The 24,450-nt window shown below is 53.5% G+C and carries 24 protein-coding genes and 1 pseudogene; 5 read left to right on the top strand and 20 right to left on the bottom strand.

Annotated features, from left to right (window positions below; genetic code table 11):
* Positions 1-358: 358 nt before the first annotated feature.
* From glpX to IKE44_RS06695, 5 genes are all read right to left on the bottom strand, one after another.
* The gene (gene glpX / locus IKE44_RS06675; RefSeq protein WP_049626036.1) at positions 359-1,321 is read right to left on the bottom strand and encodes a class II fructose-bisphosphatase; all 963 of its coding nucleotides are present in this window, start codon (positions 1,319-1,321) and stop codon (positions 359-361) included.
* A 34-nt stretch (positions 1,322-1,355) separates the two neighbouring features.
* Positions 1,356-2,642 (bottom strand): UDP-N-acetylglucosamine 1-carboxyvinyltransferase, encoded by a 1,287-nt coding sequence (locus IKE44_RS06680; protein ID WP_033017333.1) that lies wholly within the window; start codon positions 2,640-2,642, stop codon positions 1,356-1,358.
* 102 nt (positions 2,643-2,744) lie between these two features.
* Entirely contained in the window at positions 2,745-3,386 is a 642-nt protein-coding gene (gene fsa / locus IKE44_RS06685) for a fructose-6-phosphate aldolase (RefSeq protein WP_033008413.1), read from the bottom strand.
* 93 nt (positions 3,387-3,479) lie between these two features.
* Positions 3,480-4,343, bottom strand: a complete 864-nt coding sequence (locus IKE44_RS06690; RefSeq protein WP_049626035.1) for a class II fructose-bisphosphate aldolase — start codon at positions 4,341-4,343, stop codon at positions 3,480-3,482.
* Between the two features lie 152 nt (positions 4,344-4,495).
* On the bottom strand, positions 4,496-4,858 hold the full coding sequence (locus IKE44_RS06695; protein WP_033008416.1) for a response regulator: 363 nt from the start codon (positions 4,856-4,858) through the stop codon (positions 4,496-4,498).
* 123 nt (positions 4,859-4,981) lie between these two features.
* Here IKE44_RS06695 and IKE44_RS06700 point away from each other — a divergent pair, with 123 nt between their 5' ends.
* On the top strand, positions 4,982-5,503 hold the full coding sequence (locus tag IKE44_RS06700; protein WP_049626034.1) for a DUF2529 domain-containing protein: 522 nt from the start codon (positions 4,982-4,984) through the stop codon (positions 5,501-5,503).
* 57 nt (positions 5,504-5,560) lie between these two features.
* Here the strand turns inward: IKE44_RS06700 and IKE44_RS06705 are convergent, their stop codons facing one another.
* From IKE44_RS06705 to IKE44_RS06715, 3 genes and pseudogenes are all read right to left on the bottom strand, one after another.
* On the bottom strand, positions 5,561-7,192 hold the full coding sequence (locus IKE44_RS06705) for a CTP synthase (protein WP_033017339.1): 1,632 nt from the start codon (positions 7,190-7,192) through the stop codon (positions 5,561-5,563).
* Between the two features lie 158 nt (positions 7,193-7,350).
* The gene (rpoE, locus tag IKE44_RS06710; protein ID WP_033017340.1) at positions 7,351-7,908 is read right to left on the bottom strand and encodes a DNA-directed RNA polymerase subunit delta; all 558 of its coding nucleotides are present in this window, start codon (positions 7,906-7,908) and stop codon (positions 7,351-7,353) included.
* A gap of 119 nt (positions 7,909-8,027) precedes the next feature.
* Positions 8,028-8,882, bottom strand: a pseudogene (locus IKE44_RS06715) (methylmalonyl-CoA mutase); the annotation flags it as partial.
* A gap of 267 nt (positions 8,883-9,149) precedes the next feature.
* Here IKE44_RS06715 and cls point away from each other — a divergent pair.
* Positions 9,150-10,340 (top strand): cardiolipin synthase, encoded by a 1,191-nt coding sequence (gene cls / locus IKE44_RS06720; RefSeq protein WP_033010745.1) that lies wholly within the window; start codon positions 9,150-9,152, stop codon positions 10,338-10,340.
* 249 nt (positions 10,341-10,589) lie between these two features.
* On the opposite strand, the gene IKE44_RS06725 is transcribed toward cls, so the two are convergent.
* From IKE44_RS06725 to speE, 6 genes are all read right to left on the bottom strand, one after another.
* Complete coding sequence (locus tag IKE44_RS06725) at positions 10,590-10,757, bottom strand: XapX domain-containing protein (RefSeq protein ID WP_287465412.1); 168 nt, start codon at positions 10,755-10,757, stop codon at positions 10,590-10,592.
* A gap of 81 nt (positions 10,758-10,838) precedes the next feature.
* Positions 10,839-12,512, bottom strand: a complete 1,674-nt coding sequence (gene argS, locus IKE44_RS06730) for an arginine--tRNA ligase (protein ID WP_287465400.1) — start codon at positions 12,510-12,512, stop codon at positions 10,839-10,841.
* Between the two features lie 4 nt (positions 12,513-12,516).
* Complete coding sequence (locus IKE44_RS06735; RefSeq protein ID WP_033010742.1) at positions 12,517-12,948, bottom strand: YwiB family protein; 432 nt, start codon at positions 12,946-12,948, stop codon at positions 12,517-12,519.
* Between the two features lie 254 nt (positions 12,949-13,202).
* Positions 13,203-13,580: a cytochrome-c oxidase gene (locus IKE44_RS06740; protein WP_287465402.1), complete on the bottom strand. Its 378-nt coding sequence runs from the start codon at positions 13,578-13,580 to the stop codon at positions 13,203-13,205.
* 128 nt (positions 13,581-13,708) lie between these two features.
* On the bottom strand, positions 13,709-14,584 hold the full coding sequence (speB, locus tag IKE44_RS06745) for an agmatinase (RefSeq protein ID WP_049624641.1): 876 nt from the start codon (positions 14,582-14,584) through the stop codon (positions 13,709-13,711).
* 12 nt (positions 14,585-14,596) lie between these two features.
* On the bottom strand, positions 14,597-15,424 hold the full coding sequence (gene speE, locus IKE44_RS06750) for a polyamine aminopropyltransferase (RefSeq protein ID WP_049624640.1): 828 nt from the start codon (positions 15,422-15,424) through the stop codon (positions 14,597-14,599).
* A 256-nt stretch (positions 15,425-15,680) separates the two neighbouring features.
* On the opposite strand from speE, the gene IKE44_RS06755 reads away from it, so the two are divergent.
* Entirely contained in the window at positions 15,681-17,726 is a 2,046-nt protein-coding gene (locus tag IKE44_RS06755) for a transglycosylase domain-containing protein (protein WP_287465405.1), read from the top strand.
* Positions 17,727-17,857: 131 nt separating this feature from the next.
* Here IKE44_RS06755 and IKE44_RS06760 read toward each other — a convergent pair whose 3' ends face one another.
* Positions 17,858-18,373 (bottom strand): YwhD family protein, encoded by a 516-nt coding sequence (locus tag IKE44_RS06760; RefSeq protein WP_011232874.1) that lies wholly within the window; start codon positions 18,371-18,373, stop codon positions 17,858-17,860.
* A gap of 17 nt (positions 18,374-18,390) precedes the next feature.
* A complete protein-coding gene (locus tag IKE44_RS06765; protein WP_011232875.1) occupies positions 18,391-19,059 on the bottom strand; it encodes a site-2 protease family protein in 669 nt (222 codons plus the stop codon).
* A gap of 132 nt (positions 19,060-19,191) precedes the next feature.
* On the opposite strand from IKE44_RS06765, the gene IKE44_RS06770 reads away from it, so the two are divergent.
* Entirely contained in the window at positions 19,192-19,380 is a 189-nt protein-coding gene (locus IKE44_RS06770; protein ID WP_011232876.1) for a 2-hydroxymuconate tautomerase, read from the top strand.
* 100 nt (positions 19,381-19,480) lie between these two features.
* Complete coding sequence (locus IKE44_RS06775; RefSeq protein WP_287465407.1) at positions 19,481-20,782, top strand: NCS2 family permease; 1,302 nt, start codon at positions 19,481-19,483, stop codon at positions 20,780-20,782.
* 111 nt (positions 20,783-20,893) lie between these two features.
* Here IKE44_RS06775 and IKE44_RS06780 read toward each other — a convergent pair whose 3' ends face one another.
* The 4 genes from IKE44_RS06780 to IKE44_RS06795 all read right to left on the bottom strand — a co-directional run bounded on the left by IKE44_RS06780 (position 20,894) and on the right by IKE44_RS06795 (position 24,232).
* Complete coding sequence (locus IKE44_RS06780; protein WP_287465409.1) at positions 20,894-21,625, bottom strand: HNH endonuclease; 732 nt, start codon at positions 21,623-21,625, stop codon at positions 20,894-20,896.
* On the bottom strand, positions 21,626-22,147 hold the full coding sequence (gene iscB / locus IKE44_RS06785) for an RNA-guided endonuclease IscB (protein ID WP_287465413.1): 522 nt from the start codon (positions 22,145-22,147) through the stop codon (positions 21,626-21,628).
* A gap of 254 nt (positions 22,148-22,401) precedes the next feature.
* The gene (locus IKE44_RS06790) at positions 22,402-22,920 is read right to left on the bottom strand and encodes a YwgA family protein (RefSeq protein ID WP_033015432.1); all 519 of its coding nucleotides are present in this window, start codon (positions 22,918-22,920) and stop codon (positions 22,402-22,404) included.
* Positions 22,921-22,933: 13 nt separating this feature from the next.
* The gene (locus IKE44_RS06795; protein WP_049624635.1) at positions 22,934-24,232 is read right to left on the bottom strand and encodes an HD domain-containing protein; all 1,299 of its coding nucleotides are present in this window, start codon (positions 24,230-24,232) and stop codon (positions 22,934-22,936) included.
* Positions 24,233-24,450 lie beyond the last annotated feature (218 nt).

Consider the following 24,450-nt stretch of genomic DNA (forward strand, 5'->3'; position numbering starts at 1 on the left):
CGTGATTGGAGTGCCTTTATTGAACGGTTTTCTCCACGCCTTTATTCTATCATACACAAAAGAAAGGGGGAACGCGCATTCCTCTCCCACTTACTCCCTTTGGTCGTTGAAGTGGGAGTCTCCTGCGCGAAATAGGATGAAGGCTGAAATGAAGTAGAATGGCAGAGCTTATTTTTGCATAAGCAACACGACTATTTTACCCTTTTTTCCGCTTTTTAATCAATCTTTTTTTCGTTCCGGGCAAAGCGGCGCCTCTCGATGCCGGCGCCGCCAAGACGGATGGAAAGGAAAGCCGCGGGATTGTTGTCGTTTGATTCCAATGAGCGGTGTAGGCGCTCCGGCCCGTCGGCGGAACGTCTCACTTAAAGACCAAATTCGGTTTTTTCTTCAAGCTGTGCCGCCCTTCGATAAAGCGGACGGTGCCGGATTTGGCGCGCATGACGACCGAGTGGGTGAGGCCGTACGCCCCCTTGAGCTGAACGCCGCGCAACAGTTCGCCGTCCGTGACGCCGGTGGCGGCCAAAATGGCGTCGTCCCCTTTCACCAAATCGTCCATGCACAGCACTTTGTTGACGTCAATGCCCATTTTCTTGCAGCGCTCGAGCTCGGCCTCGTTTTGCGGCAGTAGTTTTCCTTGCAGCTCGCCGCCGAGGCATTTTAACGCAACCGCCGCGAGCACTCCTTCCGGCGCGCCGCCCGAGCCGAACAAAATGTCAACGCCGGTATGGTCGAACGCCGTGTTAATGGCGGCGGCGACATCGCCGTCATTGATGAGCTTAATGCGGGCGCCGGCTTCACGCAGCTCATGAATGAGACGCTCATGGCGCGGACGGTTGAGAACAACCGCGACGACGTCTTCAATATCTTTGTTTTTCGCCTTCGCCACCGCTTTTAAATTGTCGATGATCGGCGCCTCAATATCAATCATGCCGACCGCTTCCGGGCCGACGGCGATTTTCTCCATGTACATATCGGGCGCATGAAGCAAATGGCCGTGGTCAGCGACCGCGACGACCGCCAAGGCGTTCCAGCCCCCGGACGCGACGATGTTCGTCCCTTCAAGCGGGTCAACGGCGACGTCAACGCGCGGACCGTAGCCGTTGCCGAGCTTCTCCCCGATATACAGCATCGGCGCTTCGTCCATCTCCCCTTCGCCGATGACGACCGTCCCTTTCATCGGCACGGTGTCAAACACATCGCGCATCGCCGACGTCGCGGCGTCATCAGCCTCATTCTTTTTCCCGCGCCCCATCCAGCGGGCGGCGGCAAGCGCCGCCGCTTCGGTGACGCGCACGAGTTCCATCGATAAGCTTCGTTCCATCGTCGTTCTCCCTCTCCCCTTTGTCGACTGGACGTTACGCGTTTTTCACTTGCTCGATTTCTTCATCGGTCATTTTTTCGCGCCAAATGACGGCGCCGAGTGCGGACAGCTTCTCGACTAAGCCGCTGTAGCCGCGGTCGATATGCTCGACGCCGGTAATTTCCGTCACCCCATCAGCCATCAGTCCGGCAATCACAAGCGCGGCCCCGGCGCGCAAATCGCTCGCCTTCACTTTCGCCCCTTGCAATTGGACCGGGCCGGTGACAATGGCCGAGCGGCCTTCCACTTTTACGTTGGCGTTCATGCGCCGCAGCTCATCGACGTGTTTGAAGCGGGCGCTGTAAATGGTATCCGTGACGATGCTTGTGCCGTTCGCTTTTGTCAATAAGGCGGTAAACGGCTGCTGCAAATCGGTTGGGAAACCGGGGTAGACGAGCGTCTTGACGTCAACCGCTTTCAAAACATCAGAGCCGCAGACGAGAATTTGGTCTTCTCCCTTCTCGACGCGCACGCCCATTTCGCGCAGTTTGGCCGTCAGCGATTCGACGTGCTGCGGGATGACGTTGTCGACGACGACTTCATTGCCCATCGCTGCAGCGGCAATCATGTACGTGCCGGCTTCAATCCGGTCCGGAATGATGGCGTGGCGGCAGCCCGATAATTTTTCGACGCCGTCGATGCGGATGACATCGGTGCCTGCGCCTTTAATTTTCGCGCCCATGTTGGAGAGCAGCGTTGCCACATCAATGATTTCCGGCTCTTTTGCCGCGTTTTCGATAATCGTCCGCCCTTTGGCGCGCACCGCCGCCAGCATGATGTTGATCGTCGCGCCGACGCTGACGACGTCCAAAAAAATGCGGGCTCCGCGAAGCTCCTCAGCGCGCAAATAGATGGCGCCCTGCTCGTTCGTGACGGTGGCGCCGAGCGCTTCAAACCCTTTAATGTGCTGATCGATCGGGCGCGGTCCGAGGTGGCAGCCGCCCGGCAGGCCGACGACCGCTTTTTTGAAGCGTCCGAGCATCGCGCCCATCAAATAGTAGGAGGCGCGCAGCTTTTTCACCTTTCCGTTCGGAAGCGGCATGGAAACCATGTTCGTCGGGTCGATGACCGCCTTCTTGCCGTCAAATGAAAACGAACCACCGATTTCTTCGATCAAGCTTCCTAAAATGCGCACATCGGAAATGTCCGGCAATCCTTCGATCGTCACCGGCGACTCGGCCAAAATCGCTGCCGGAATCAAGGCGACCGCGCTGTTTTTCGCGCCGCTCACTTTGATTGTTCCCTGCAGCCGATCCCCGCCGATGATTTTGATTTTATCCATCGTCGTCTCCCTTCTTTGCTCGGAAGTGGCTTCACCTTTCGGATGAGAAGACAAGGCCGGGCGGGGTGAGCCCGCTTGCCTTTAGAGGCAAACGCCTTATTTTCATTGTTGCCGATTCCAGTCGGCAAGAAACTTCTCGATTCCTTGATCGGTGAGCGGATGGTGGAACAATTGCATCAGCACTTTGTACGGGACGGTGGCGATGTGCGCCCCGCGCAACGCTGCTTCCGTCACATGGTGCGGGTGGCGGATCGAAGCTGCGATGATTTCCGTTTCGATGCCGTGAATGTTGAAAATGTCCGCAATCGTGGAAATGAGCTCTAAGCCATTATGGCCGATGTCATCGAGGCGGCCGAGGAACGGAGAAACGTATGTCGCGCCGGCGCGCGCCGCCAATAGCGCCTGGTTGGCGGTAAACACGAGCGTCACATTCGTTTTAATGCCTTTTTCGCTGAACGTTTTTACCGCTTTTAACCCTTCCGGCGTCATCGGCACTTTAATGGTAATGTTCGGAGCGATTTTCGCCAGCTCTTCTCCTTCCTCAATCATGCCGGCCGCATCGGTCGAAATGACCTCGGCGCTCACCGAACCGGAGACGATGGATGTAATTTCGCGCAGCCGGTCATGGAACGAAACGTTTTCTTTCGCCACTAAGCTCGGGTTGGTCGTGACGCCGGCCAAAATGCCGAGCTCATGGGCGTGTTTAATTTCTTCCAAATTGGCGGTATCAATGAAAAATTTCACTACGTATCCCTCCTTGTCATTATTTGGACGCAGGCAGGCAAGCCCGGTTGACGACCGAAAGCTGCCTGCCAGGCCGATCTTGCCGTTTGCTCGTTATTGCGCCGCTTTTCCGGACGAGCCGAATTCACGCATTTTGCCGATGACCGTCGCTTTGATCGCGTCGCGGCCCGGACCGATAATTTTGCGCGGATCATAGACGTTCGGGTCTTTGGCAAGCAGTTCACGGACCGCTTTGGTAAAGGCGATTTGGTTTTCCGTATTGACGTTGATTTTCGATGTGCCAAGGGAAATGGCGCGCTGAATTTGTTCAGTTGGAATGCCGGTGCCGCCGTGCAAAACGAGCGGAATGCCGGTCAAATCGCGGATTTGCTCCATTTCGGCAAACCCGAGCTTCGGCTCCCCTTTGTAAGGGCCGTGCACCGAACCGAGCGCCGGAGCAAGGCAGTCGATGCCTGTCCGTTTGACAAGTTCTTCACATTCTTTCGGATCGGCGTAAATGACGCCTTCGCCGACGACGTCATCTTCCTGCCCGCCGACAATGCCGAGCTCGGCTTCAACCGAGACGCCGCGCGCATGGGCGTACTCTACGACTTGTGAGGTAATGCGGACGTTTTCCTCAAACGGATGATGGGAGGCGTCAATCATGACCGAGGTGAACCCAGCATCGATCGCCGCTTTGCATTTTTCAAAGCTCGAACCATGGTCAAGATGGATGGCGACCGGAACGGTGATGTTCATGTCTTCCATTAAGCCTTTTACCATGTTGACGACCGTTTTAAACCCGCCCATGTAACGAGCCGCCCCTTCGGAGACGCCGAGAATGACCGGCGATTTTTCTTCTTCGGCGGCCGCTAAAATCGCTTGCGTCCATTCCAAGTTGTTGATGTTGAATTGGCCGACCGCATATTTGCCGCGCAGCGCCTCGTTGAGCATCTCTTTCATCGATACTAACGACATGGTTCCATCCTCCTTAGTTGATTATCGTCTTTGTCGCCATGGCGAAACATAGGCCGACAGGCGCAAAATGCATCTACGTTAATAAGCATACCAACTTGCCGGCAAAACAGCAACCATTCCCTTCGTTAGTGCAGCTGACACAAAAAAGAGCTTTACGAAGAAAGATGGCTTTTGACGGCGGCGCGCAAGTCGTCGATGTCAAATGGCTTGGCAAAATGCATGAGCGCCCCAAGCTCTTTCGTTTCCTGAATCATATCCAGCTCGCCGTACGCGGTCATAATGATCACTTTGATGTCCGGGTCGATGTCTTTGAGCCGCTTTAAAATTTCAATGCCGTCCATGCCGGGAATTTTCATATCGAGAAGCACGAGGTCGGGATGGTGTTTGCGGACGATTTCCAACGCCTGCATGCCGTTGGCCGCCTGATAAGTCACGTACCCTTCCCGCTGAAACACTTCATTTAACAAGATGCGGATGCCGTACTGGTCGTCGACGATTAAAATTTTGTTTCCCACATTTATGCACCTCTATTCCCTGTTTTCTCCCTATTAATGTTTCGCATTTCCCGAACGTATTTCCTGCTTGCTTTTCGGATCATTTACGGATTTTGTATAATAGCGGAGAAAGGAGGCCAAATGATGAAAATTTTGGCGACGCAAACGATCGGGTTGCTGCAAAAAATCGCGGCGGACGAGGAGTGGGCGCTTGAGGACGGGGCGCGTCTGCTCGCCCAGGCGGTCGTCGGCGACGGGCGCATCTGGCTGTACGGAGCAGGCGAATTGGACGCGGTTGTCACCGCCGCGCTTCTCGGTCCGGATCGGCTGCCAAAGGCGGCCCGCATCGAATCAAGGGAAGTGGGCGATTGGAACGAAACGGACCGGGCGCTCGTATTCGCCCGTTTTTCCAACGACAACGAAGCGATCCGCCTCGTGGAACAGCTGCAGGGGCACGGCGTTGATACGGTTGCCGTCTCAGCGCTCGTCAAAGACGAGCCGGGCTTGGCGGAGCTGGCCACTGTCCATATCGACAGCAAACTGTCCCGCCCGCTCGTGCCGACGGAAGACGGGCGTCGCATCGCCATGCCGACCGTGACCGCCGCTTCGTTCATCTACTATGGGCTTGTCGTGTTGCTTGATGACATTTTGCAAGAATATGCCTAAAAAGAGAGGGTGTCCCGTTGCGTTGGGACACCCTCTTTCTTGCTGCGCCGCCGGAGGCTATACCGTCCCCTTGCCTAGGGCGTCATATCCTTCTTTTGATTGCAGCGCCGCTTTGACAAACTCGCGGAAGAGCGGCTGCGGCCGCGTCGGGCGCGAGGTGAATTCAGGATGGAACTGCGCGGCGACAAACCACGGATGGTCTTTCAGCTCGATAATTTCCACAAGCCGTCCATCCGGGCTCGTGCCGGAGAAGACGAAGCCATGCTCTTCTAATAGATGGCGGTATTGATTGTTGAATTCATACCGATGGCGATGGCGTTCGTAAATGACTTCATCGCCGTACGCAGCGTAGGCGAGCGTTCCTTCCTGCAGCTTGCACGGATACAGGCCGAGGCGAAGCGTGCCGCCTAAATCTTCGACATCCTTTTGCTCTGGAAGCAAGTCGATGATCGGATGCGGCGTATTCGGGTCAAACTCGGACGAATGGGCGCCAGACAACCCGACAACATGGCGGGCAAATTCAATCGAGGCGAGCTGCATTCCTAAGCAAATGCCCAAAAACGGCACGCGCTGCTCGCGGGCGTAGCGGATCGCCTCGATTTTCCCTTCCACGCCGCGGTCGCCAAACCCGCCCGGAACCAAAATGCCGTCCGCGTCTTTCAGCAACTCCGCCACATTGTCGCGCGTGACGTGCTCCGCATTCACCCATTGGATCTCAATGCCCGTATCAAATGCATAGCCGGCATGGCGAAGGGCCTCGACGACCGAAATGTAGGCGTCCGGCAGTTCAACATACTTGCCGACGAGGGCGATTTTCGTCGTTTTCGACAAGTTTCGCACTTTCTCGACGAGCGCTTTCCACTCCGTCATATCTGCTTCACGGCAGTTGAGGCGCAAATGTTCACAGACGATTTGATCGAGCTTTTGTTCTTGAAGCATAAGCGGCACCGCATAGAGCGTGTCCGCATCGCGGCACTCAATGACTGCCTTCGGGTCGATGTCGCAAAAGAGAGCGATTTTGTCTTTCATCTCTTGCGGCATCGGCATTTCTGTACGGACGACGATGACGTTCGGCTGGATGCCGAGGCTGCGCAGTTCTTTCACGCTGTGCTGCGTCGGCTTCGTTTTCATTTCCCCGGCTGCCTTGATGTATGGCACAAGCGTGCAATGAATGTACATGACATTTTCGCGGCCGACGTCGCTTTTGATTTGGCGGATGGCTTCCAAAAACGGCAACGATTCAATGTCGCCGACCGTACCGCCGATTTCCGTAATGACGACATCGGCGTTCGTTTCCCGGCCGGCGCGGAAGACGCGCTCTTTGATTTCGTTCGTGATGTGCGGAATGACTTGCACCGTGCCGCCGAGGTAATCGCCGCGCCGCTCTTTGCGGATGACGGCGGAGTAGATTTTCCCGGTCGTGACGTTGCTGTATTTGTTCAAATTAATATCGATGAACCGCTCATAATGGCCTAAGTCCAAATCCGTTTCCGCGCCGTCATCGGTGACGAACACTTCGCCGTGCTGATACGGGCTCATCGTTCCCGGGTCGACGTTAATGTACGGGTCGAACTTTTGAATCGTCACGTTCAGGCCGCGATTTTTCAAGAGCCGCCCGAGCGACGCAGCTGTGATCCCTTTCCCGAGCGAAGAAACGACACCGCCCGTCACAAAAATGTATTTCGTCATTTTGTCTTCCCCCTTGCCGAAGTTACAATAACAGTGTTTGCGAAAGGGCAAATAAAAAATGCTCCACTTACCATATGTAAGGGAGCGACTGATGAATTCGTCCATTTTTCAAGAGCCCAACACACATTGTACTGAGTTCCTCAAACAAAGTCAAGCGGTTATTCGTCTTCCTCCGCTTCCTCGAGATCCAGCTCTTCGTCAAGCGGTTCATCGTCCAAATCAAACGGTTCGTCGTCGAGAATGTCCTCATCATCAAAAGCAACGTCTTCGTCCAGATCGAATTCCTCGTCTTCGAGCAGCTCTTCGTCGTCAAGCTCGAGCTCTTCCTCATCGTAGTCATCAAGATCGTCGTAATCGAGATCCTCTTCGTCAAGCAACTCTTCGTAATCATCGTATTCATCATCAAGCGCTTTTTTCTTCTTCGGCTTGACGATCGTCACCGTTTCGTCTTCCGTCTGGTCAAACGGATACCACGCACGCAGCCCCCAGACGTTTTCCCCAACGCAAATAAACCGCCCGTCGATGTTTAAATCGGTATAATATTGGGCAAGCCGCGCGGCGATGTCGTCTTCCGCCATGCCGGTTAATGCCGCGGCTTCGCGGACGATTTGGTCGAACGGCAGCGCCTCGCGCTTGTCAAGCAAAATGAGGTTCACCAGTTCGACGAACGACATCTCCTGCAATTCCTCTGGCGAGTATTGCTGCTGCAGGCTCAAGTTCAGCACTCCCCTTCTATATAATGAAACAAATGAATGCAAGTGGAATACATACCATTTATTATAAACAAATTGTCGGGGTTTATGCTACATATTTGGCGAAAAAAGCAAAAGAGAGGTTCGGTGACAATTTCTTTGTCCCGCACTTTTGTCACGAATGTCTTCGCCGCATATTTCGCTTTCGTCTCTTCCCATGTCGCCAAAATGCGCTTCGATTCGGGCGTCAGCTTCGCTTCGTAATCGGCTTTGAGCGTTTCGAGCGCGCGGATCACGTCTTCAGCTTCGTCCCGTTCCTTCGCCGCTTCGATGGCCCCTTCGATTTGGAAGAGGCGTCGGGCCACCTCGACTTGCTGCTCGGCGCGGCGGTGGTACGAGCGGACCGTCTCCGCAATTTCGCGCAAATAGTAGCGGCGCTCATTCGGGATGATGACGTTATGCTTTTCAACGTTGGCAACGGTTTTCAAATTCGTCTTCCAGTTCGTTCCCGTTTTCCGGTTGATCGTATCGACAAGTGCGACAAAAAGCGTATTCGTGCCCGGGTCGTTAAACTGGCTGGCGATCGTGCCGTATACCGGCATTTCCGATAGATCACGGTCAAACAGCTGATGGCTTCGTTGATACTGCTTCTGCACTTGCCGTTTTGCATCTTCCGAGCCTTTGCGTTCAAACTTGTTAATGGCGATCAAATCGGCGTAATCGATCATATCGATTTTCTCAAGCTGCGTTGGCGCTCCGAATTCGCTTGTCATCACATACATCGAAACGTCGCATACTTCGGTAATGGCGGCATCGCCCTGGCCGATCCCGCTCGTTTCGACAATGACGAGATCAAAACCGGCCGCTTTGACGACCGAAATGGCGTCGCGGATCGCCGGCGACAGCTCAGAGCGGGAATGGCGCGTCGCAAGGCTCCGCATATAGACGCGCGGCGAATGGATGGCATTCATCCGGATCCGTTCGCCTAACAGCGCCCCGCTTTCCACGCAGGTGCGCAAAATATGCTCAAAAATGGCTGGTTTCCCCAACCCGGGAAAACGCGCCAGCGATGAGCGAGGCGCCCGGTTCGCTCCATGTCGCTTCCTCGCCATGCCAAATCATGCTCATGCCGTTGCCGGGCCCGTGCAGCGGAACGTCAAGCAGCGAAGAACGCGGACAGGTCGGAAGCGGGTGTTCGCTCTGCTATTTTTGCGCGTTGTAGGACACATTAATAAGTACTGAAGCGACGCACAGGAGGGAAAAATATGCTCATCATTGCCGTTATTGTGATCATATTCGCACTCGTTTATCTTGATGACAAGCTTGGCCGGCTGATCCTCCGCAACGGGCGCAAAAAAGTCGTGTACCCAAAGCGGCGGAGCGATATGGCCTTGTATGTGAATGGACGGCATTTATTTGCCGATTATTTTGCCGAGCTGCGCCGCGCCCGCGATCATATCCATATTTTGTTTTATATCATCAAGCATGACGAAACGACGGCGCCATTTTTCCAACTTTTAAAGGAAAAAGCGGCGGAAGGGGTGGAAGTGCGCTTGTTGACGGACTGGGTCGGCAGCCTCGGGTTGCCGAAAACGCTCATCCGTTCGCTGAAGGCAAGCGGTGTCGAATTCGCCTACGCCCGCCCGCCGCGCTTTCCGTTTTTCATTTACCGCCTCAACCGCCGCAACCACCGAAAAATTACGGTCATCGATGGAAAGGTCGGGTATATGGGCGGTTTTAACATCGGCCGCGAATACAGTGGAAAGGACGCTAACATCGGAGAATGGCGCGACTATCACTTAAAAATCAGCGGAGAAGGGGTGCACGACTTGCAAGAACAATTTTTGCACGATTGGGAGGAGGCGACGGGCAAAACCGTCGCTGACAAACGCCGCTACTTCCCACCCCTTCACGCCGGCGCCATCCGCCACCAGCTTGTCGCGACTGACGGCGCCGCGCTTGAAGAGCAGTATATCGATGCGATCCGGCAGGCAAAACGAGAAATTATGATCGGCAGCCCCTACTTTATCCCGAGCCGGCCGTTGTTTGACGAGCTTATGCGCGCGATCCGGCGCGGGGTGCGCGTCACGGTCATTGTGCCGCTGCGGGCGGACCATTTATTTGTCCGCGAGGCCGCTTACCCGTATTTTTATCAAATGCTGAAGGCCGGAGCGCGCATTTACCGCTTTTACCAAGGATTTTACCACGCCAAAACGATTGTCGTCGATGAGGAATGGTGCGATGTCGGCACCGCCAACTTTGACCGGCGCAGTCTGTTTCTCAACGGCGAAATCAACTGCTATGTATTCGACCGCGCGTTCACGCAGGTGGTCAAGCGGGCGATCCAACGCGACCTGACGCGCGCCGAGCCGCTGACGCTCGATTTTTGGCGGAAGCGTTCGCTCCTTGACCGCGGCAAAGAATCGATTTCCCAGCTGATTTCCGCCTGGTTGTAGGCAACACGAAAAAAGCCGGCGATGTTCATCACCAACCCGCCTAACAGCGGCTTTCCCCGAGGAGGAACTTGGAAAAATCAGCCTTTTTTCGTGCAAAACCCGGCGCTTGGACGAACGCCCGGACAAAAGGGCAAAGGAATCCCGGCCGAAACCGCCAAACAAAAAACCCGGCCGGCTCCATGTTGGCGATGTGAGATCGCTGCAGGCGCCGGCCGGGATTGAATCAGTTGGCCATCCTGTATCTTCTATTCATTTCCAAAACAATGTCAACCATTGAAACAGCCGCATCCCAAGATACACTCCAACAATGCCGGCAATGCCAGCCAACGCCGGAAGGGCCGGAATCGGCAGGCGGAACAGCGTGAACAAAAAACCGACAACGATGCCGGTGACAAGCGACAGCACCACTTCTTTCACAAGCAAATCCTCCATCGTTGTTTTTCCTTATGATGCCCAGACAAAAAGGGAAGCAGTCACTCCCCTCCTTTGTTGCATCTGTTACATTTGTTCCGGGGCGGAAACGCCGATCAACGCCAACGCGTTTTTCAGCGTAATTTGCACCGCCTTCACCAACGCGAGGCGGGCTTTCGTTTTTTCGATGTTGTCCAAATCAAGCACTTTTTCCGCGTTGTAGAAGCTATGGAGCGCCGAAGCCAGCTCAAACGCATAGGCGGTGACGCGGTGCGGCATCCGCTTGAGCGCTGCCTCGGCGACGACGTCCGGGAAGTCGCCGAGCACTTTGAGCAGCTCGATTTCTTTTTCCGTCTCCACTAAATGATGCAAAGCGAGGTCGCCTTCGTACGACACGTTTTGCTCTTCCGCTTGGCGGAGAATGCTTGAGACGCGGGCATGCGCGTATTGGACGTAGTAAACCGGATTTTCATTCGACTGCGACACGGCCAAGTCCATGTCAAAATCCAAATGCGTATCGCCCGAGCGCATCGCAAAGAAATAGCGGACGGCATCGACGCCGACTTCTTCCATCAGCTCGCGCATCGTCACCGCCTTGCCGGTGCGCTTGCTCATTTTGACGCGCTCGCCGTTTTGGTATAAGTTCACCATTTGGATGATTTCGACTTCGAGCGCCTCCGGATCGTAGCCGAGCGCGGCGATCGCCGCTTTCATGCGCGGAATGTAGCCGTGGTGATCCGCTCCCCAAACGTTAATCAGCTTGGTAAATCCGCGCCGCAGCTTGTCTTGGTGGTAGGCGATGTCCGGAAGCAAGTACGTATAAGTGCCGTCCTGCTTAATTAAGACGCGGTCTTTGTCGTCCCCAAACGCCGTCGAACGGAACCATGTCGCCCCGTCCTGCTCGTAAATGTAGCCGCGCTCGCGCAAAGTGGAAAGCGCTTCGTCGATTTTGCCGCTTTCATAAAGCGATGTTTCCGAGTACCAGACGTCGAACGGAACACGGAATGCGGCCAAATCTTGTTTAATTTTGTCGAGCTCATAACGAAGGCCGTATTCGCGGAAGAAAGCAAGTCGTTCCTCTTCATCGGCGTGGACGAACCGATCGCCATATTCCTCAGCAAGTGTTTTGCCGATTTCGACAATGTCGTCGCCGTAATAGCCGTCCTCCGGCAACGGCATATCGACACCGAGCGCCTGGAAATAGCGGGCTTCGACCGATTTCGCCAAGTTGTAAATTTGCTTGCCGGCGTCGTTAATATAGTATTCGCGCGTCACGTCAAACCCGGCTTTCGCCAAAATGTTGCAAAGCGAATCGCCGACCGCCGCGCCGCGGGCATGGCCCAAATGCAAGTCGCCGGTCGGGTTGGCGGAGACGAACTCGACTTGCACTTTTTCCCCGTTGCCGACGTTCGATTCGCCATACGCTTGTCCCGCCTGCAAAATCGCCGGCACGACCGCCGTCAAATAGCGGTTGTCCATGTAAAAGTTAATAAATCCCGGCCCCGCCACCTCAATGCGCGCCACCGATACGCGCTCGCGATCAAGCTGCCCGACGATGGCTTCGGCAATCGCCCGCGGCGGCTTTTTCGCAATGCGGGCAAGCTGCATGGCGATGTTCGTCGAGTAATCGCCATGTGTCTTGTCGCACGGCACCTCCAGCAAGACGTCCGGCAGCTCATCAGCCGAAACGAGCCCGGCTTTCACCGCCGCCTGGCGAATTTCTTCTTTCAGCTGTTCTTTCATTTGTCCGACAATGTTCATCGGCTTATACCCCCTTAAATGTCAACGTCAACGTATGGCGTCCGCTCCGCTCGTTTTGCAAGAAAAGCTCGTAGGAGAGAAAGAGCCGCCCCCGCTTCCGCTTATCGTCATAGTGAAACTCGATCGCATCCGTTTTCGCCGCCATCGCCCACCGCCCAAACACCGTTCCGTAATGGCCCGGCGTTTCTTGCCGGCGGCGGAACGTTTGCCGCATCTCGACCGCTCCGGAGCGAAGGATGGTCACCTCGTCAGGCGCGATTTTCACAATGTTGTTCACCCGCCCGAGTTCGTTTTCCTCCTCAAACTGCAAATAGCCTGTTTCCCCTTTTATGTAATACACCCCGTCCGCCTCAAGCACAACCGTCTCTTGGCGCGGACCGTCGCGAATGACAGCCACTTGGCGGAGGCGCGCCGGGATGCCGTTTGTTTCCTTCATATCGATGAACACACCTTTGCGAACAAACAGTCATAGTTTATAGTATAATGAACTGTTCCGCTCCATTCAAGAGGGGACAAACCCGATGGCAGATTTCCGCTCCAGTGGGCAAAAAAAGGGCTGGCCCAAAAGGTTGTTTTTCCTTAAACAAAACACAACATATTGTTATCTTAATGATTGTTTTATGCCTACATACGGTAATAAGAAAAGGTGTCCCGATCCTTTTGGGACACCCTCTTTGTTCCATCGGTATTTTATGATGACGCCCGAACATTTTTTAGCACGTTAATAGCAAAAAGAATGACACCTATCACGACGAGCACCCCGCCAATCGCTGTCACCGGCACGAACGCTTCGTTACCGTAAACGACGAAAATGAGACCGATCATCATGACCGGCAGGCCGATATTGTGCAGCCAGAAATGCACTTTCGCCCATTTCGTCGCCGCCGCTTGTGGAAATAAATGATAGATGATGCCAGCAAGCGTCAAGGCCGTCCAGCCAAGCAAGTTGATATGGACATGGACCGGGGTCAGCGCAAACGAATGGGGCATCGACATGCCAAGCCCAATACAGACGCCAATGACAAAGTACACAACAGAAATTTTGATCAGCTTCACGCCCATCTTCATTCCCTCCTTCCCTTTCTCTGTAAGAACATTACATGTTATGATCCTCCGTACGCTCATATTCCTGCATCTTTTGTCCCACCAAAAAAGCGACCTCGCAAACTTGCGATTTAGGCGCTTTTTCTCATTTTTCACTTCCCTACCCAACCAAGCAGCATTTCCCGCACAAGCTTACTCGCCGTATTGGCCGTTTGTTCGGAGTGGTCGTAAATCGGCGCGACTTCCACCAAATCGGCGCCGACAACGCGGACGTCGGAGCGGGCGATCTCATGGATCGCGGCTAGCAGCTCTTTCGATGTAATGCCGCCGGCATCGACCGTTCCCGTTCCGGGGGCATGGGCCGGGTCAAGCACATCGATGTCGATCGTCACATACACCGGGCGGCCAGCGAGCTTTGGCAACACGGAGCGGAGCGGTTCAAGCACCTCAAACTTGGCGATGTACATACCGTTTTCTTTCGCCCACTCAAACTCCTCTTTCATCCCGGAACGGATGCCGAACGAAAAGACATTCGTCGGGCCGATCAAGTCAGCGACTTTGCGGATTGGCGTCGCGTGCGACAGCGGCTCGCCTTCGTAATGTTCGCGCAAGTCAGTATGGGCGTCCATGTGAATGACGGCCAAATCCGGGTAATAGTCGTACACCGCTTTGATGACCGGCCAAGAGACGAGATGTTCGCCGCCGAGGCCGAGCGGAAACTTGCCGGCGTCAAGCACCTTTTTCACGAACTGCTCAATCAGCTCTAAACTGCGGGCCGCATTGCCAAACGGCAGCGGAATGTCTCCAGCGTCAAAGTAGCGGATGTCTTTGAGTTCGCGGTCCAAATATGGGCTGTACTCCTCAAGCCCGATTGACACTTCGCGGATGCGGGCCGGGCCAAACCGCGAGCCAGGCCGGTAGCTGACCGTCCAGTCCATCGGCATGCCGTAAATGACCGCTTCGCTTTCTTCGAAGTTCGGGTGGCTGCCAATAAAGACGTTGCCTGAATAAGCTTCATCAAAACGCATCGATCTGCCCCCTTATTTCACTAGGTCCGCGACAAATTTTGGCAAAACGAAACACGCCTTATGCAATTCTTTCGTGTAGTATTTCGTCTCAATGTCATGGAACCGGTCGTCGCTCACCGCAAGCGGGTCGTATTGTTTCGAGCCGAGCGTAAACGTCCAGAGCCCGCTCGGATACGTCGGAATGTTCGCTGTATACAAACGGGTAATCGGGAAAACTTCTTTCACATCGCGGTAGACGTTGCGGATCAAGTCCGCTTTAAACCACGGGTTGTCCGTTTGAGCGACGAAAATGCCGTCCTCTTTCAGCGCGTTGGCGATGCCGGCATAAAACCCTTTTGTGAACAAGTTGACCGCCGGGCCGACTGGTTCCGTCGAGTCGACCATGATGACGTCGTATTCGTTTTCGCTTTGCGCGATATGCATAAACCCGTCATCGACTTTCACTTCGACGCGCGGATCGTCGAGTTTTCCGGCAATTTCCGGCAAGTATTTTTTCGAATACTCGATCACTTTGCCGTCAATTTCGACAAGCGTCGCTTTTTTGACGCTCGGGTGTTTCAGCACTTCACGAATGACGCCGCCGTCGCCGCCGCCGACGACAAGGACGTTCTCTGGCTTCGGATGGGTGAACAATGGGACGTGGGCGACCATTTCATGATAGACGAACTCGTCTTTTTGCGTCGTCATCACCATGCCGTCTAAAATGAGCATGTTGCCAAACTCCGCCGTTTCGACCATATCAAGCTTTTGAAACGGCGTTTGTTCTGTATGTAAAGTGCGGACGATGCGTGCGGTGATGCCAAAATGCTCCGTTTGCTTTTCGGTAAACCAAAGTTCCATCGGTAACATCCTTTCTCCGAGCGTTGCTTACTATACAAGTTTTCCTTAGCCAACGAAAAACTAAACACGAAAAAGTATAGAGCAATCTAGCAAAAATGCAAGAGGAACAAGTTTAAAATAAAAAATTTTTTTTCATACTGGTAAGAAAAAGCGGAAAACCTCGCTGGCGAAGCCTTGACAAAAGCAAGGCGGCGCATCCAGCCGGGCGTCCGCCCGCATGTCTAAAACAACGCCAAAACCGTTGAGGTGATGCGCAATGGAACCGATCCCGGGCAGCCGTTTTCGCGGCACGTGGAAATATGTGCGCGCCGCCGTCTTTATCGGCTTTTTTCTCGCCATCTTTGCCTTCGCCGCTCTCGGGAGCTTTATTTTGTTTGCCAAAATCGAAGGCGCCCCGCCGGTCGCCGTGCCGCAAACAACGATTTTTTATGCGGACGACGGCCGCAAAATTGGGGAAAGCGACCATGGACAAAAGCGGTACTGGGTTCATCTCGGTGACATTTCCCCGCACGTCATCGAGGCGACGATTGCCGTTGAGGACCGAAAGTTTTACGAACACCACGGATTTGACTTGAAACGGATCGCCGGCGCGGTGCTCGCCAATCTCGAGGCCATGGACAAAGTGCAAGGAGCGAGCACGATCACCCAGCAATATGCACGCAACTTGTTTTTAACACATGAGAAAACGTGGTCGCGAAAAATCCAGGAAGCGCTGTACACGATCCGCCTTGAAGCCAATTACAGCAAAGAAAAAATTTTAGAAGGCTATTTAAATACGATTTACTACGGCCATGGCGCCTACGGCATCGAGGCAGCAGCGCGCTATTATTTCGGCAAGCACGCGAGCGAGCTGGCGCTCAGCGAGGCAGCGATGCTCGCCGGCATTCCGAAAGGGCCGTATTACTACTCGCCGCTTGTCAACGAGGCGCGGGCAAAAGCGCGGCAAAAAATCGTGCTCACCTCTATGGTGGAAGCCGGCTACATCAGCCGCGAAGAAGCGGAGCGGGCGTACCGTGACAAGCTCGTTTACATCCGCCACCGCGAACGAGAGCAGCCTGTGGCCCCGTATTTCCAAGATGTTGTGAAACAGCAGCTGCGCACGAAGCTTGGATTTGATGAGCGGACGATTGAGCTCGGGGGGCTGCGCGTCTACACAACGCTCGACCGACGCCTGCAGCGAATCGCCGAAGAACAAGTTAAGCAAGTCATCAGTCCCCATTCTGCCATCCAGGCGGCATTGGTGGCCATGGATCCGCGCACAGGGGAAGTAAAGGCGCTCATCGGCGGACGCAACTACGAAGAAAGCTCGTTCAACCGCGCTGTGCAAGCGGAACGCCAGCCAGGGTCGACATTTAAGCCGTTTTTGTATTACGCGGCGATCAAGCAAGGATTCACCCCATCGACCCAACTGCGCAGCGAGCTGACGACATTTACGTTTAACGGCGGCCGATCGTCGTACACCCCCCATAATTACAATGACTACTACGCCAATGGCCCGATCACGCTCGCTCAGGCGCTCGCTGTATCCGACAACGTCTTTGCGGTGAAAACGCTCCAGTTCATCGGCGCCGACAAACTCGTCGAAACAGCGAAAGCGCTTGGCATTACAAGCAGATTGAAAGCAGTGCCGTCATTGGCGCTTGGCACCTCGCCCGTGAAAGTGATCGACATGGTGGACGCGTACAGCACGCTGGCCAACTACGGCAAACAAACCGAACCGGTGTTTATTCAAAAAGTCGTCGACGCGAACGGAAACGTGCTGTATGAACATAAGCCGGAGAGCCGGCAAGTGCTCGACCGCGACGCAGCGTTTGTGACGACCCATTTAATGACCGGAATGTTCGACCCAAAGCTTAACGGCTATACGACCGTCACCGGGCAATCGATCGCCGATGAAATGACGCGCCCGTACGCCGGCAAGTCCGGAACGACGAAAACGGACAGCTGGATGATCGGCTTCGCCCCGCAGTTGGTCGCCGGCGTCTGGACCGGCTACGACCGCGGCGAAACGATGAGCCGCTTTGACGAAAAGCAATACGCGAAACAAATATGGATCCGCTTTATGGAGAAAAGCCTCGCCGGCGAGCCGAAAAAATCGTTCAAGCCGACCAAAGGCGTCATCGGTGTCTACATCGACCCGCAAAACGGCAAGCTGGCAACCGATTCGTGCCCAGTGAAGCGGAAAACGTATTATATCGCTGGCACAGAACCAGTTGACTATTGCACCGATCATGTAAAAGAGGAGAAGAAGAAAAAAGAAGACGGAAAAAGCTGGTTCGAGAAATGGTTTCCATGGTTTTAAACAAGAAAATCCCCTGCGTTTGCCCGCAGGGGATTTTCTTGTCCTAGTTTTCCTGTGTTATACATTTAGATTTAGTTTATCCTTTTTTCCAGATAAGAACAAGCCCTTAGGCAAACATGTTCACAAAACCGTCACAATTCGCCTTCGAGTCCTTTTTTCAGTTCATCGCTCGAGCGGTTCCACATCCCGATGTCGTGGCCTTTCAAAAAGTCGGCGAGCACCCGCTTCGACTTAGCGTCCATATGATCGACGATGATATGCCGTTTCAGCGATTTATCGAGCCGGTTCACATGTTCCGGCAATAACTTATAACCACGGCGCGCCTCACGGTCGACCGTCATTTCGCACGCCGTCACCCCGGCGTAATACGGACCGTCCTCGCGGCGCTCGATCGTCACCCAGACGATCCAATACGGCTTGCCGTTTGGCACGGCGGAGCGATCCGGCAAAAACTTGATGCCGCGCTCAACAGAGCTGCGGGCATGCATCGCCCCCATATCAACGAACGCTTCACCCGCTTCGACGTCAATGATGACCGGCGACACGTTTTCTAGGCTCAACGCCCCGGCGCCAAAGCCGCGGTGCCCGTCGGTCGGGTCGTCTTTGATGATATTAAAGCCGATGTTTTTTTTCTTTTTTTGCTCCATCCGCTTGTTCCTCCTTCCTACATAAACAAGCTGGCCACAAGTGACTGCAAGTTCTCAAGCACAAACGGCAGCGCCACTTGAAACACCGGCTCAATCGTATAGCGATCGAGCGGCGTCAGCACGAGAACAAGGAAAATGAGCGCCCCGTACGTTTCCCACTGCGTCATTTTCGCCCGCAGCCCATCCGGGGCCAAGTCTTCAATAATACGATACCCATCAAGCGGCGGAAATGGCAATAAATTAAACACAAACAAGACGGCGTTCAAGCTGATAAAAATTTGGAAAAACAGATCAAACCCGGCCGCAAACCAATCCGGCAGCGCCCGCATGATGCCGAAATCGATCATGGCGTACCAAATGACAAATCCAAGCCCGGCGAGCGCGAGGTTGCTTAGCGGCCCTGCCACCGAGACAAGAATGCCGGCAAGGCGCGGGTTTTTGAAATAAAAGCGATTGACTGGCACCGGGCGCGCCCAGCCAAACCCGGCGAGAAAGATCAGCAAAGTTCCAAGCAAATCCAAATGGGCAAACGGTGACAATGTCAGCCGTCCCTCGTTTTTCGCCGTCGGATCGCCGAACTTGTAAGCAACGTAGGCATGGGCGAACTCATGCACAGAAAACGCCAGCGCCAGCGTCAACAGCACGTACGGAATTTCGCTTAACGAATACGGCAAAATGTGTTCCACTTGATTAACTCCTTTTCCCCTGTATTCACTATCCTTAGTATACATGATTTACCGCCAAAAGTGGACTGAACTTCACGGTTCCATGGTATAATAAGCGTGATAGCACTCGACAAGGAAATGGGGGGAATGATGATGCCGTATGTCACGATCAAAATGCTCGCCGGCCGCACGGATGAACAGAAGAAAGCGCTCGTTGAAAAAGTGACGGACGCCGTCGTCGAGACGACAGGGGCGAAACGGGAGAGCGTTGTCGTATTCATTGAAGAAATGACGAAAGACCATTACGCCATCGCTGGAAAACGGCTGAGCGACGCGGAGTAACAAACAGGGGGACGCCATTGAGCGTCCCCATTGCTTTTTGAAATAAAAACGAATATTATTATAGTTGTCTTTCATATTGTTCGTCTTTAGGAGGTTGCCTATGATTCGTCTTCCGAACCATGCCAGCAATCGCAAAACAGAGGTTCTCGCTGGCCTGACGACCTTTTTCACCATGGTGTACATCATCGTCGTCAATCCGATCATCTTATCAGACGCCGGCGTCCCGTTTGAACAGGCGTTCACCGCCACCGTCATCGCCACCGTCGTCGGCACGCTGTGGATGGCAATATTCGCCAACTATCCGATCGCCATTGCCCCCGGCATGGGGCTGAACGCGTATTTTGCCTATTCCGTCGTCGGCTCGCACGGCGGCATTTCGTACGAAACCGCGTTTTCCGCTGTGTTTGTCGCGGGATTGCTGTTTTTGTTGCTGTCGCTCACCCCGCTCCGCAGCAAGCTGATCGAAGTGATCCCCGACAGCTTAAAACATGGCATCACCGCCGGCATCGGGCTGTTTATCGCCTTTATCGGCCTGCGGCTGACCGGAATTATCCAAGCCCATCCGCAAAATTTGGTCGCGCTTGGCAACTTGCATGCCCCGTCGGCCGTGTTGACGCTCATCGGCCTGGCGGTGACGCTCGTTTTCATGATGCGCGGCGTCAACGGCGCGCTCTTTTACGGCATGGTCGCGACCGGCGTCATCGCCTACGCGACCGGGCAGCTTCACTTTGACAAAGGTATCGTCCCGCTGCCGTCGCTGCCGGAAGGGCTTGTCGCCGCCAATCCATTGACGGCCGTTGGCGATGTCATCAGCCACAGCTTGTACGCTGTCGTCTTTTCCTTTTTGCTTGTCACGCTCTTTGACACGACCGGCACGATGATCGGCGTCGCCCAGCAAGCGGGACTGATGAAAGGAAACACACTGCCGCGCGCCCGCGAGGCGCTCTTGGCCGACTCCGTCGCGACCACGATCGGCGCCATGTTCGGCACGAGCCCGACATCGGCGTACATCGAGTCGTCAACCGGCGTCGCCGCCGGCGGCCGCACCGGCTTGACCGCGCTCACGGTCGCCGTCTTGTTCATCGCAGCCGCCTTTTTCAGCCCGCTTGTCGGCGCCGTCGCCGGGCTTTCTGCCATCACCGCCCCGGCGCTCATTGTCGTCGGCAGCTTGATGATCAGCAACATCGCCCATATCGATTGGCGCGAACTGGACGAAGCGTTCCCAGCCTTTCTCATCATCTTAAGCATGCCGCTCACGTCCAGCATCGCGACCGGCATCGCGCTCGGCTTCATCTCGTACCCGCTCTTAAAAATCGCCCGCGGCCGCTGGCGCGATGTGCCGTTGCTGCTGTACGTGCTTGCGGTGCTGTTCTTTTTGCAGCTGGCGTTTTTGCCGCATTAATCCAAAAGAAGAAGGTGTCCCGGAAACAATGGGACACCTTTTCGTCTATGGCCAGCTGATGGTGTGTTGAAACAGTGTTTTTCATCTTCTTTGGCGAGGAGACCCCGACTTCTAAGCGAGAGCGAAAGTCGGGGAGGAATCGCCCTTCCTCCTTTCAATTAACAATGTACTAGCATGCTCAACTCTTTTTAACTTTTTCCAGCTTGCTGAAGCATGCACTTTTGTGCCATCTAACAGCCGAAGGTCAAAATAACCACTGCTTCTTCTGCCAAATATAAAACATTCTTTCCTTTCGTATACCACCTTGTCAAACAGTTGAAACCCTTTGACAAATCGTGGAGCTTTGTTTGATTTTCGTTTTCCGCCTTTTAAGATGGTTGCTTTATGCAATTGACGGTTGTTTTTTCGAACGAATTTTAGAAGATAAACCGTGCCACTTGGCTTGGCTAGTGGATCTCCACTAATACAACGAGCATCCACCATATGAGATTTAGACAGTCCATTAGCAATGCGAATACATTTGGTGATATACCCGTATGTGATATTTGCATGCGAGTATTTTTCTCTTATCCTACTAAACATTGCCCATCGCATGGCGGTCATCTGACTAGCATCCCTCATAGGCGGTCGTTTGCGTTGAAATATATGCTCAAGCCCTTTTTCGTGAATTTCATGGTGGCATGTTTTGCATAGAGTGATCAGATTATCTGGTGAATCACCTCCTGTCTTTCGACTTTCAATATGATGCACTTGGAGAACAGGGTCTTTCTTTTTTCCTTTGCAATATTGACAAGTATGATTGTCTCTGTATAGAACATACTCTCTAACATTCCAAAACCCCATTTATTCTCCTTGTTGATATTCCACCCCTCGGATATTTAGGTTTTTTAATTTCTGTGTATCGAATGCTGCTACCTCAATAGTGACAGATGTGACAGGGAGAATATTGTGAACTAAGTCAATCAACTTTATATGCGAGTTGATTTTGTGTTGAATAGATGGTGGTAACCATCCCTCTGGTTTTCTTCTGTTAAGAAATCTGGCTTCTCGGTAGCGAGTCTTTCTGTTTCTTCGACTTCTACGGAACTGTCTCCGTATAGCAAGTAATTCCACAATATCTGTTCGAAGTTGCGCTTCCGCTTCAAACAGCACATCTTTCTTTGTTGTTGCAGAAATTCCTACATGTCGTGTCCCCATGTCAACACCCAATGACACGGGTTGTTTGTAACCACTGCTACCATATAAAAGCTGGATGGTAAAAGGTGTCCTTCTTACTACTTTTGCTTTCTTCTGTTTTAGCAAAAGTCTTGCTTTCCTTGGTGAGCATGGCATGAGTGGTTTTCCATGCTTATTGATAATGTACACGAACAAGACGTGTACCTCCTTTCAGGAGTGAGTTCCTCCTCCCCAATGTTGGAAGGGCTTGTTCGGCAGACAGCACCGCTCCTACCCATCAGAGCTTTTAACCATCTGCGACAGGGTTACGGACTGGAGGAGCATCCGTAAGTGTCATGACCCTTCCAACGTAGCCATTGAATGGCTGAGGGTAGTCAACTAGGGCTTGCCAAGCCCCCACTTCAAAAGCCGTTAGGCTTTAAGTGGTGGGTAGTTGACCTTCCCTACACACAAGCGCCCTTGTTGCAACGGCTCCGCAGCGCCTCAATATACGCATACGCCTCTTCGATCTCGTCCTCCGTATAGCGCTGCTTGCTTTTTACGACAGCGATTTTCTCTTTTACCTCATCTTTTGACAAATGTTCAAAATAGAGCACCGTGGAGACAAGCTCCAAAAAGCGTGCGTTTTGTCCGTTCATCGCCTGCATGCATTCGGCAAGGCCCGGCATCTCCCAGTCGTAATGGCGCAAAAACTGTTCGCCCGCTTCGGTCAGTGTATAGCGGTATTGCACATAGCCGCTCTTTTTCTCTTTCACTTCATGCAAAAAGCCGAGCGCGCACAGCTCTTCGATGCGGCACGTCAACTCTTCCGAATACGGGCCGTAAAAGTGGAAGTCGAACTTCTCATAAAACGGAAAGTCGAGCTTTTTGGCGATGTAAATCATTTTTTGCAGCTTTTTGCGGCCGACAATTTCCCCGGCGGCCGCCAACGCCTTCATTACTTTCGCATGCTCTGTGAGCACTCTCCGTCATCTCCTAACCCTTTAAAATTTCCATAATCTTTTTCTTCACTGTCCGCTTCGTCGACAAGTCTTCCAGGAAATCAGCGGGGAAATAGAGCTTATGGTCGGTGCGCCGCTTGCCGGAAATGGCGTCAACCAACACCGATTCGCGCGACAGCTCGCGCAGCTCCCCGTTTGGCATCAACAAATAAATCGGCAGGCGCTCGCCTTCCTCGCCCGGCCGGTAAAAATCGTACGGCAAGTCGGACGATGAATCGACGACCAAGTAATAGTCTGGATCGATCCCGGCCTTTTTGAACAAGCCGGTCAGCTCGATCAGCTTCGCCATTTGCTCGTTCGTCGGATGGAACTCCGTATATTTGAACAGGCGGCGGTGGACAAACCGCCGGCACAAATCGCTTAAAATCGGATCTCGCTCATATTGCCATTGCTGGAAGTAAAACAGGATGATCGCTTCATCGAGCGCCAAATAGTCGCCGAGCGTTACATGGCCGGCAAAAAACGATAAAAAATGGGTTGGCTTCGTCGCAAACGTATACCCGTCCTCGTACAGCTTTTTCGCCCGATGCAAAATTTTCGTCAAAATGACTTCCGCACTGCGCGTCACAGGATGGAAATACACTTGCCAATACATTTGGTAGCGGCTCATAATGTAATCCTCGACCGCATGCATGCCGCTTCGTTTGATGACGACTTGGTCTTCGCGCGGGCGCATGACGCGCAAAATGCGCTCCATGTCAAAATAGCCGTAACTGACGCCGGTGTAGTACGCATCGCGCAGCAAATAGTCCATCCGATCGGCGTCAATTTGGCTCGAGATGAGACTGACGACGAGCTTATTCGGGTACGTCTTGGCAATCACTTCCGCCACTTTTTGCGGAAAATTGCCATCAACCGCGCGCAGGACGGCGTTCACTTCCGTATCGCCTAAAATGATGGCCTGTGTAAAATCTTCGTGGTCGAGGCGAAACACCTTTTCAAATGAATGGGAAAACGGGCCGTGCCCTAAATCGTGCAAGAGCGCCGCGCATAGGCAAAGAAGGCGCTCGCTATGATCCCAATGATCGCGGCCAACAAACACGTCGTCAATGATGCGGCGGATAATTTCGTAAACGCCGAGCGAATGGTTAAACCGGCTGTGCTCGGCGCCGTGAAACGTCAAATATGTCGTGCCGAGCTGCTTGATGCGGCGCAGGCGCTGAAATTCTTTTGTGCCGATCAAATCCCAAATCACTTTGTCGCGAACATGTATGTATCGGTGCACTGGATCTTTAAACACTTTTTCTTCGTCAAGCTGCCCGCCGGAATACATCGCGTCCTCCTCTTCCGTCTCCAACATACGTCTATTATACGCCGTTTCTTTTGGCAAAGAAATAGTTGACTTTTTTCGAGTCAGTCAAGACTTTGTGGAGAACATTTTTTCGGTTCACTACGGGTGTTGTCAATCACTAGTTAGCGAACCATTTTCAGGAATTCATATCGTAAGCGCTTTCGGACTCTCATCCCTCATCTTGAGGCGATGATACGATA

The organism is Geobacillus sp. (genome assembly GCF_017515625.1).
GTDB classification, from domain to species: domain Bacteria; phylum Bacillota; class Bacilli; order Bacillales; family Anoxybacillaceae; genus Geobacillus; species Geobacillus stearothermophilus.

What these genes read in the sequence shown, in the direction of transcription:
- glpX (WP_049626036.1), bottom strand. Translation starts at nt 1,321, where the DNA reads ATGGAACGAAGCTTATCGATGGAACTCGTGCGCGTCACCGAAGCGGCG.
- IKE44_RS06680 (WP_033017333.1), bottom strand. Translation starts at nt 2,642, where the DNA reads ATGGATAAAATCAAAATCATCGGCGGGGATCGGCTGCAGGGAACAATC.
- IKE44_RS06690 (WP_049626035.1), bottom strand. Translation starts at nt 4,343, where the DNA reads ATGTCGTTAGTATCGATGAAAGAGATGCTCAACGAGGCGCTGCGCGGC.
- IKE44_RS06700 (WP_049626034.1), top strand. Translation starts at nt 4,982, where the DNA reads ATGAAAATTTTGGCGACGCAAACGATCGGGTTGCTGCAAAAAATCGCG.
- IKE44_RS06705 (WP_033017339.1), bottom strand. Translation starts at nt 7,192, where the DNA reads ATGACGAAATACATTTTTGTGACGGGCGGTGTCGTTTCTTCGCTCGGG.
- cls (WP_033010745.1), top strand. Translation starts at nt 9,150, where the DNA reads ATGCTCATCATTGCCGTTATTGTGATCATATTCGCACTCGTTTATCTT.
- argS (WP_287465400.1), bottom strand. Translation starts at nt 12,512, where the DNA reads ATGAACATTGTCGGACAAATGAAAGAACAGCTGAAAGAAGAAATTCGC.
- IKE44_RS06735 (WP_033010742.1), bottom strand. Translation starts at nt 12,948, where the DNA reads ATGAAGGAAACAAACGGCATCCCGGCGCGCCTCCGCCAAGTGGCTGTC.
- IKE44_RS06740 (WP_287465402.1), bottom strand. Translation starts at nt 13,580, where the DNA reads ATGAAGATGGGCGTGAAGCTGATCAAAATTTCTGTTGTGTACTTTGTC.
- speB (WP_049624641.1), bottom strand. Translation starts at nt 14,584, where the DNA reads ATGCGTTTTGATGAAGCTTATTCAGGCAACGTCTTTATTGGCAGCCAC.
- speE (WP_049624640.1), bottom strand. Translation starts at nt 15,424, where the DNA reads ATGGAACTTTGGTTTACCGAAAAGCAAACGGAGCATTTTGGCATCACC.
- IKE44_RS06755 (WP_287465405.1), top strand. Translation starts at nt 15,681, where the DNA reads ATGGAACCGATCCCGGGCAGCCGTTTTCGCGGCACGTGGAAATATGTG.
- IKE44_RS06760 (WP_011232874.1), bottom strand. Translation starts at nt 18,373, where the DNA reads ATGGAGCAAAAAAAGAAAAAAAACATCGGCTTTAATATCATCAAAGAC.
- IKE44_RS06770 (WP_011232876.1), top strand. Translation starts at nt 19,192, where the DNA reads ATGCCGTATGTCACGATCAAAATGCTCGCCGGCCGCACGGATGAACAG.
- IKE44_RS06775 (WP_287465407.1), top strand. Translation starts at nt 19,481, where the DNA reads ATGATTCGTCTTCCGAACCATGCCAGCAATCGCAAAACAGAGGTTCTC.
- IKE44_RS06780 (WP_287465409.1), bottom strand. Translation starts at nt 21,625, where the DNA reads ATGGGGTTTTGGAATGTTAGAGAGTATGTTCTATACAGAGACAATCAT.
- IKE44_RS06795 (WP_049624635.1), bottom strand. Translation starts at nt 24,232, where the DNA reads ATGTATTCCGGCGGGCAGCTTGACGAAGAAAAAGTGTTTAAAGATCCA.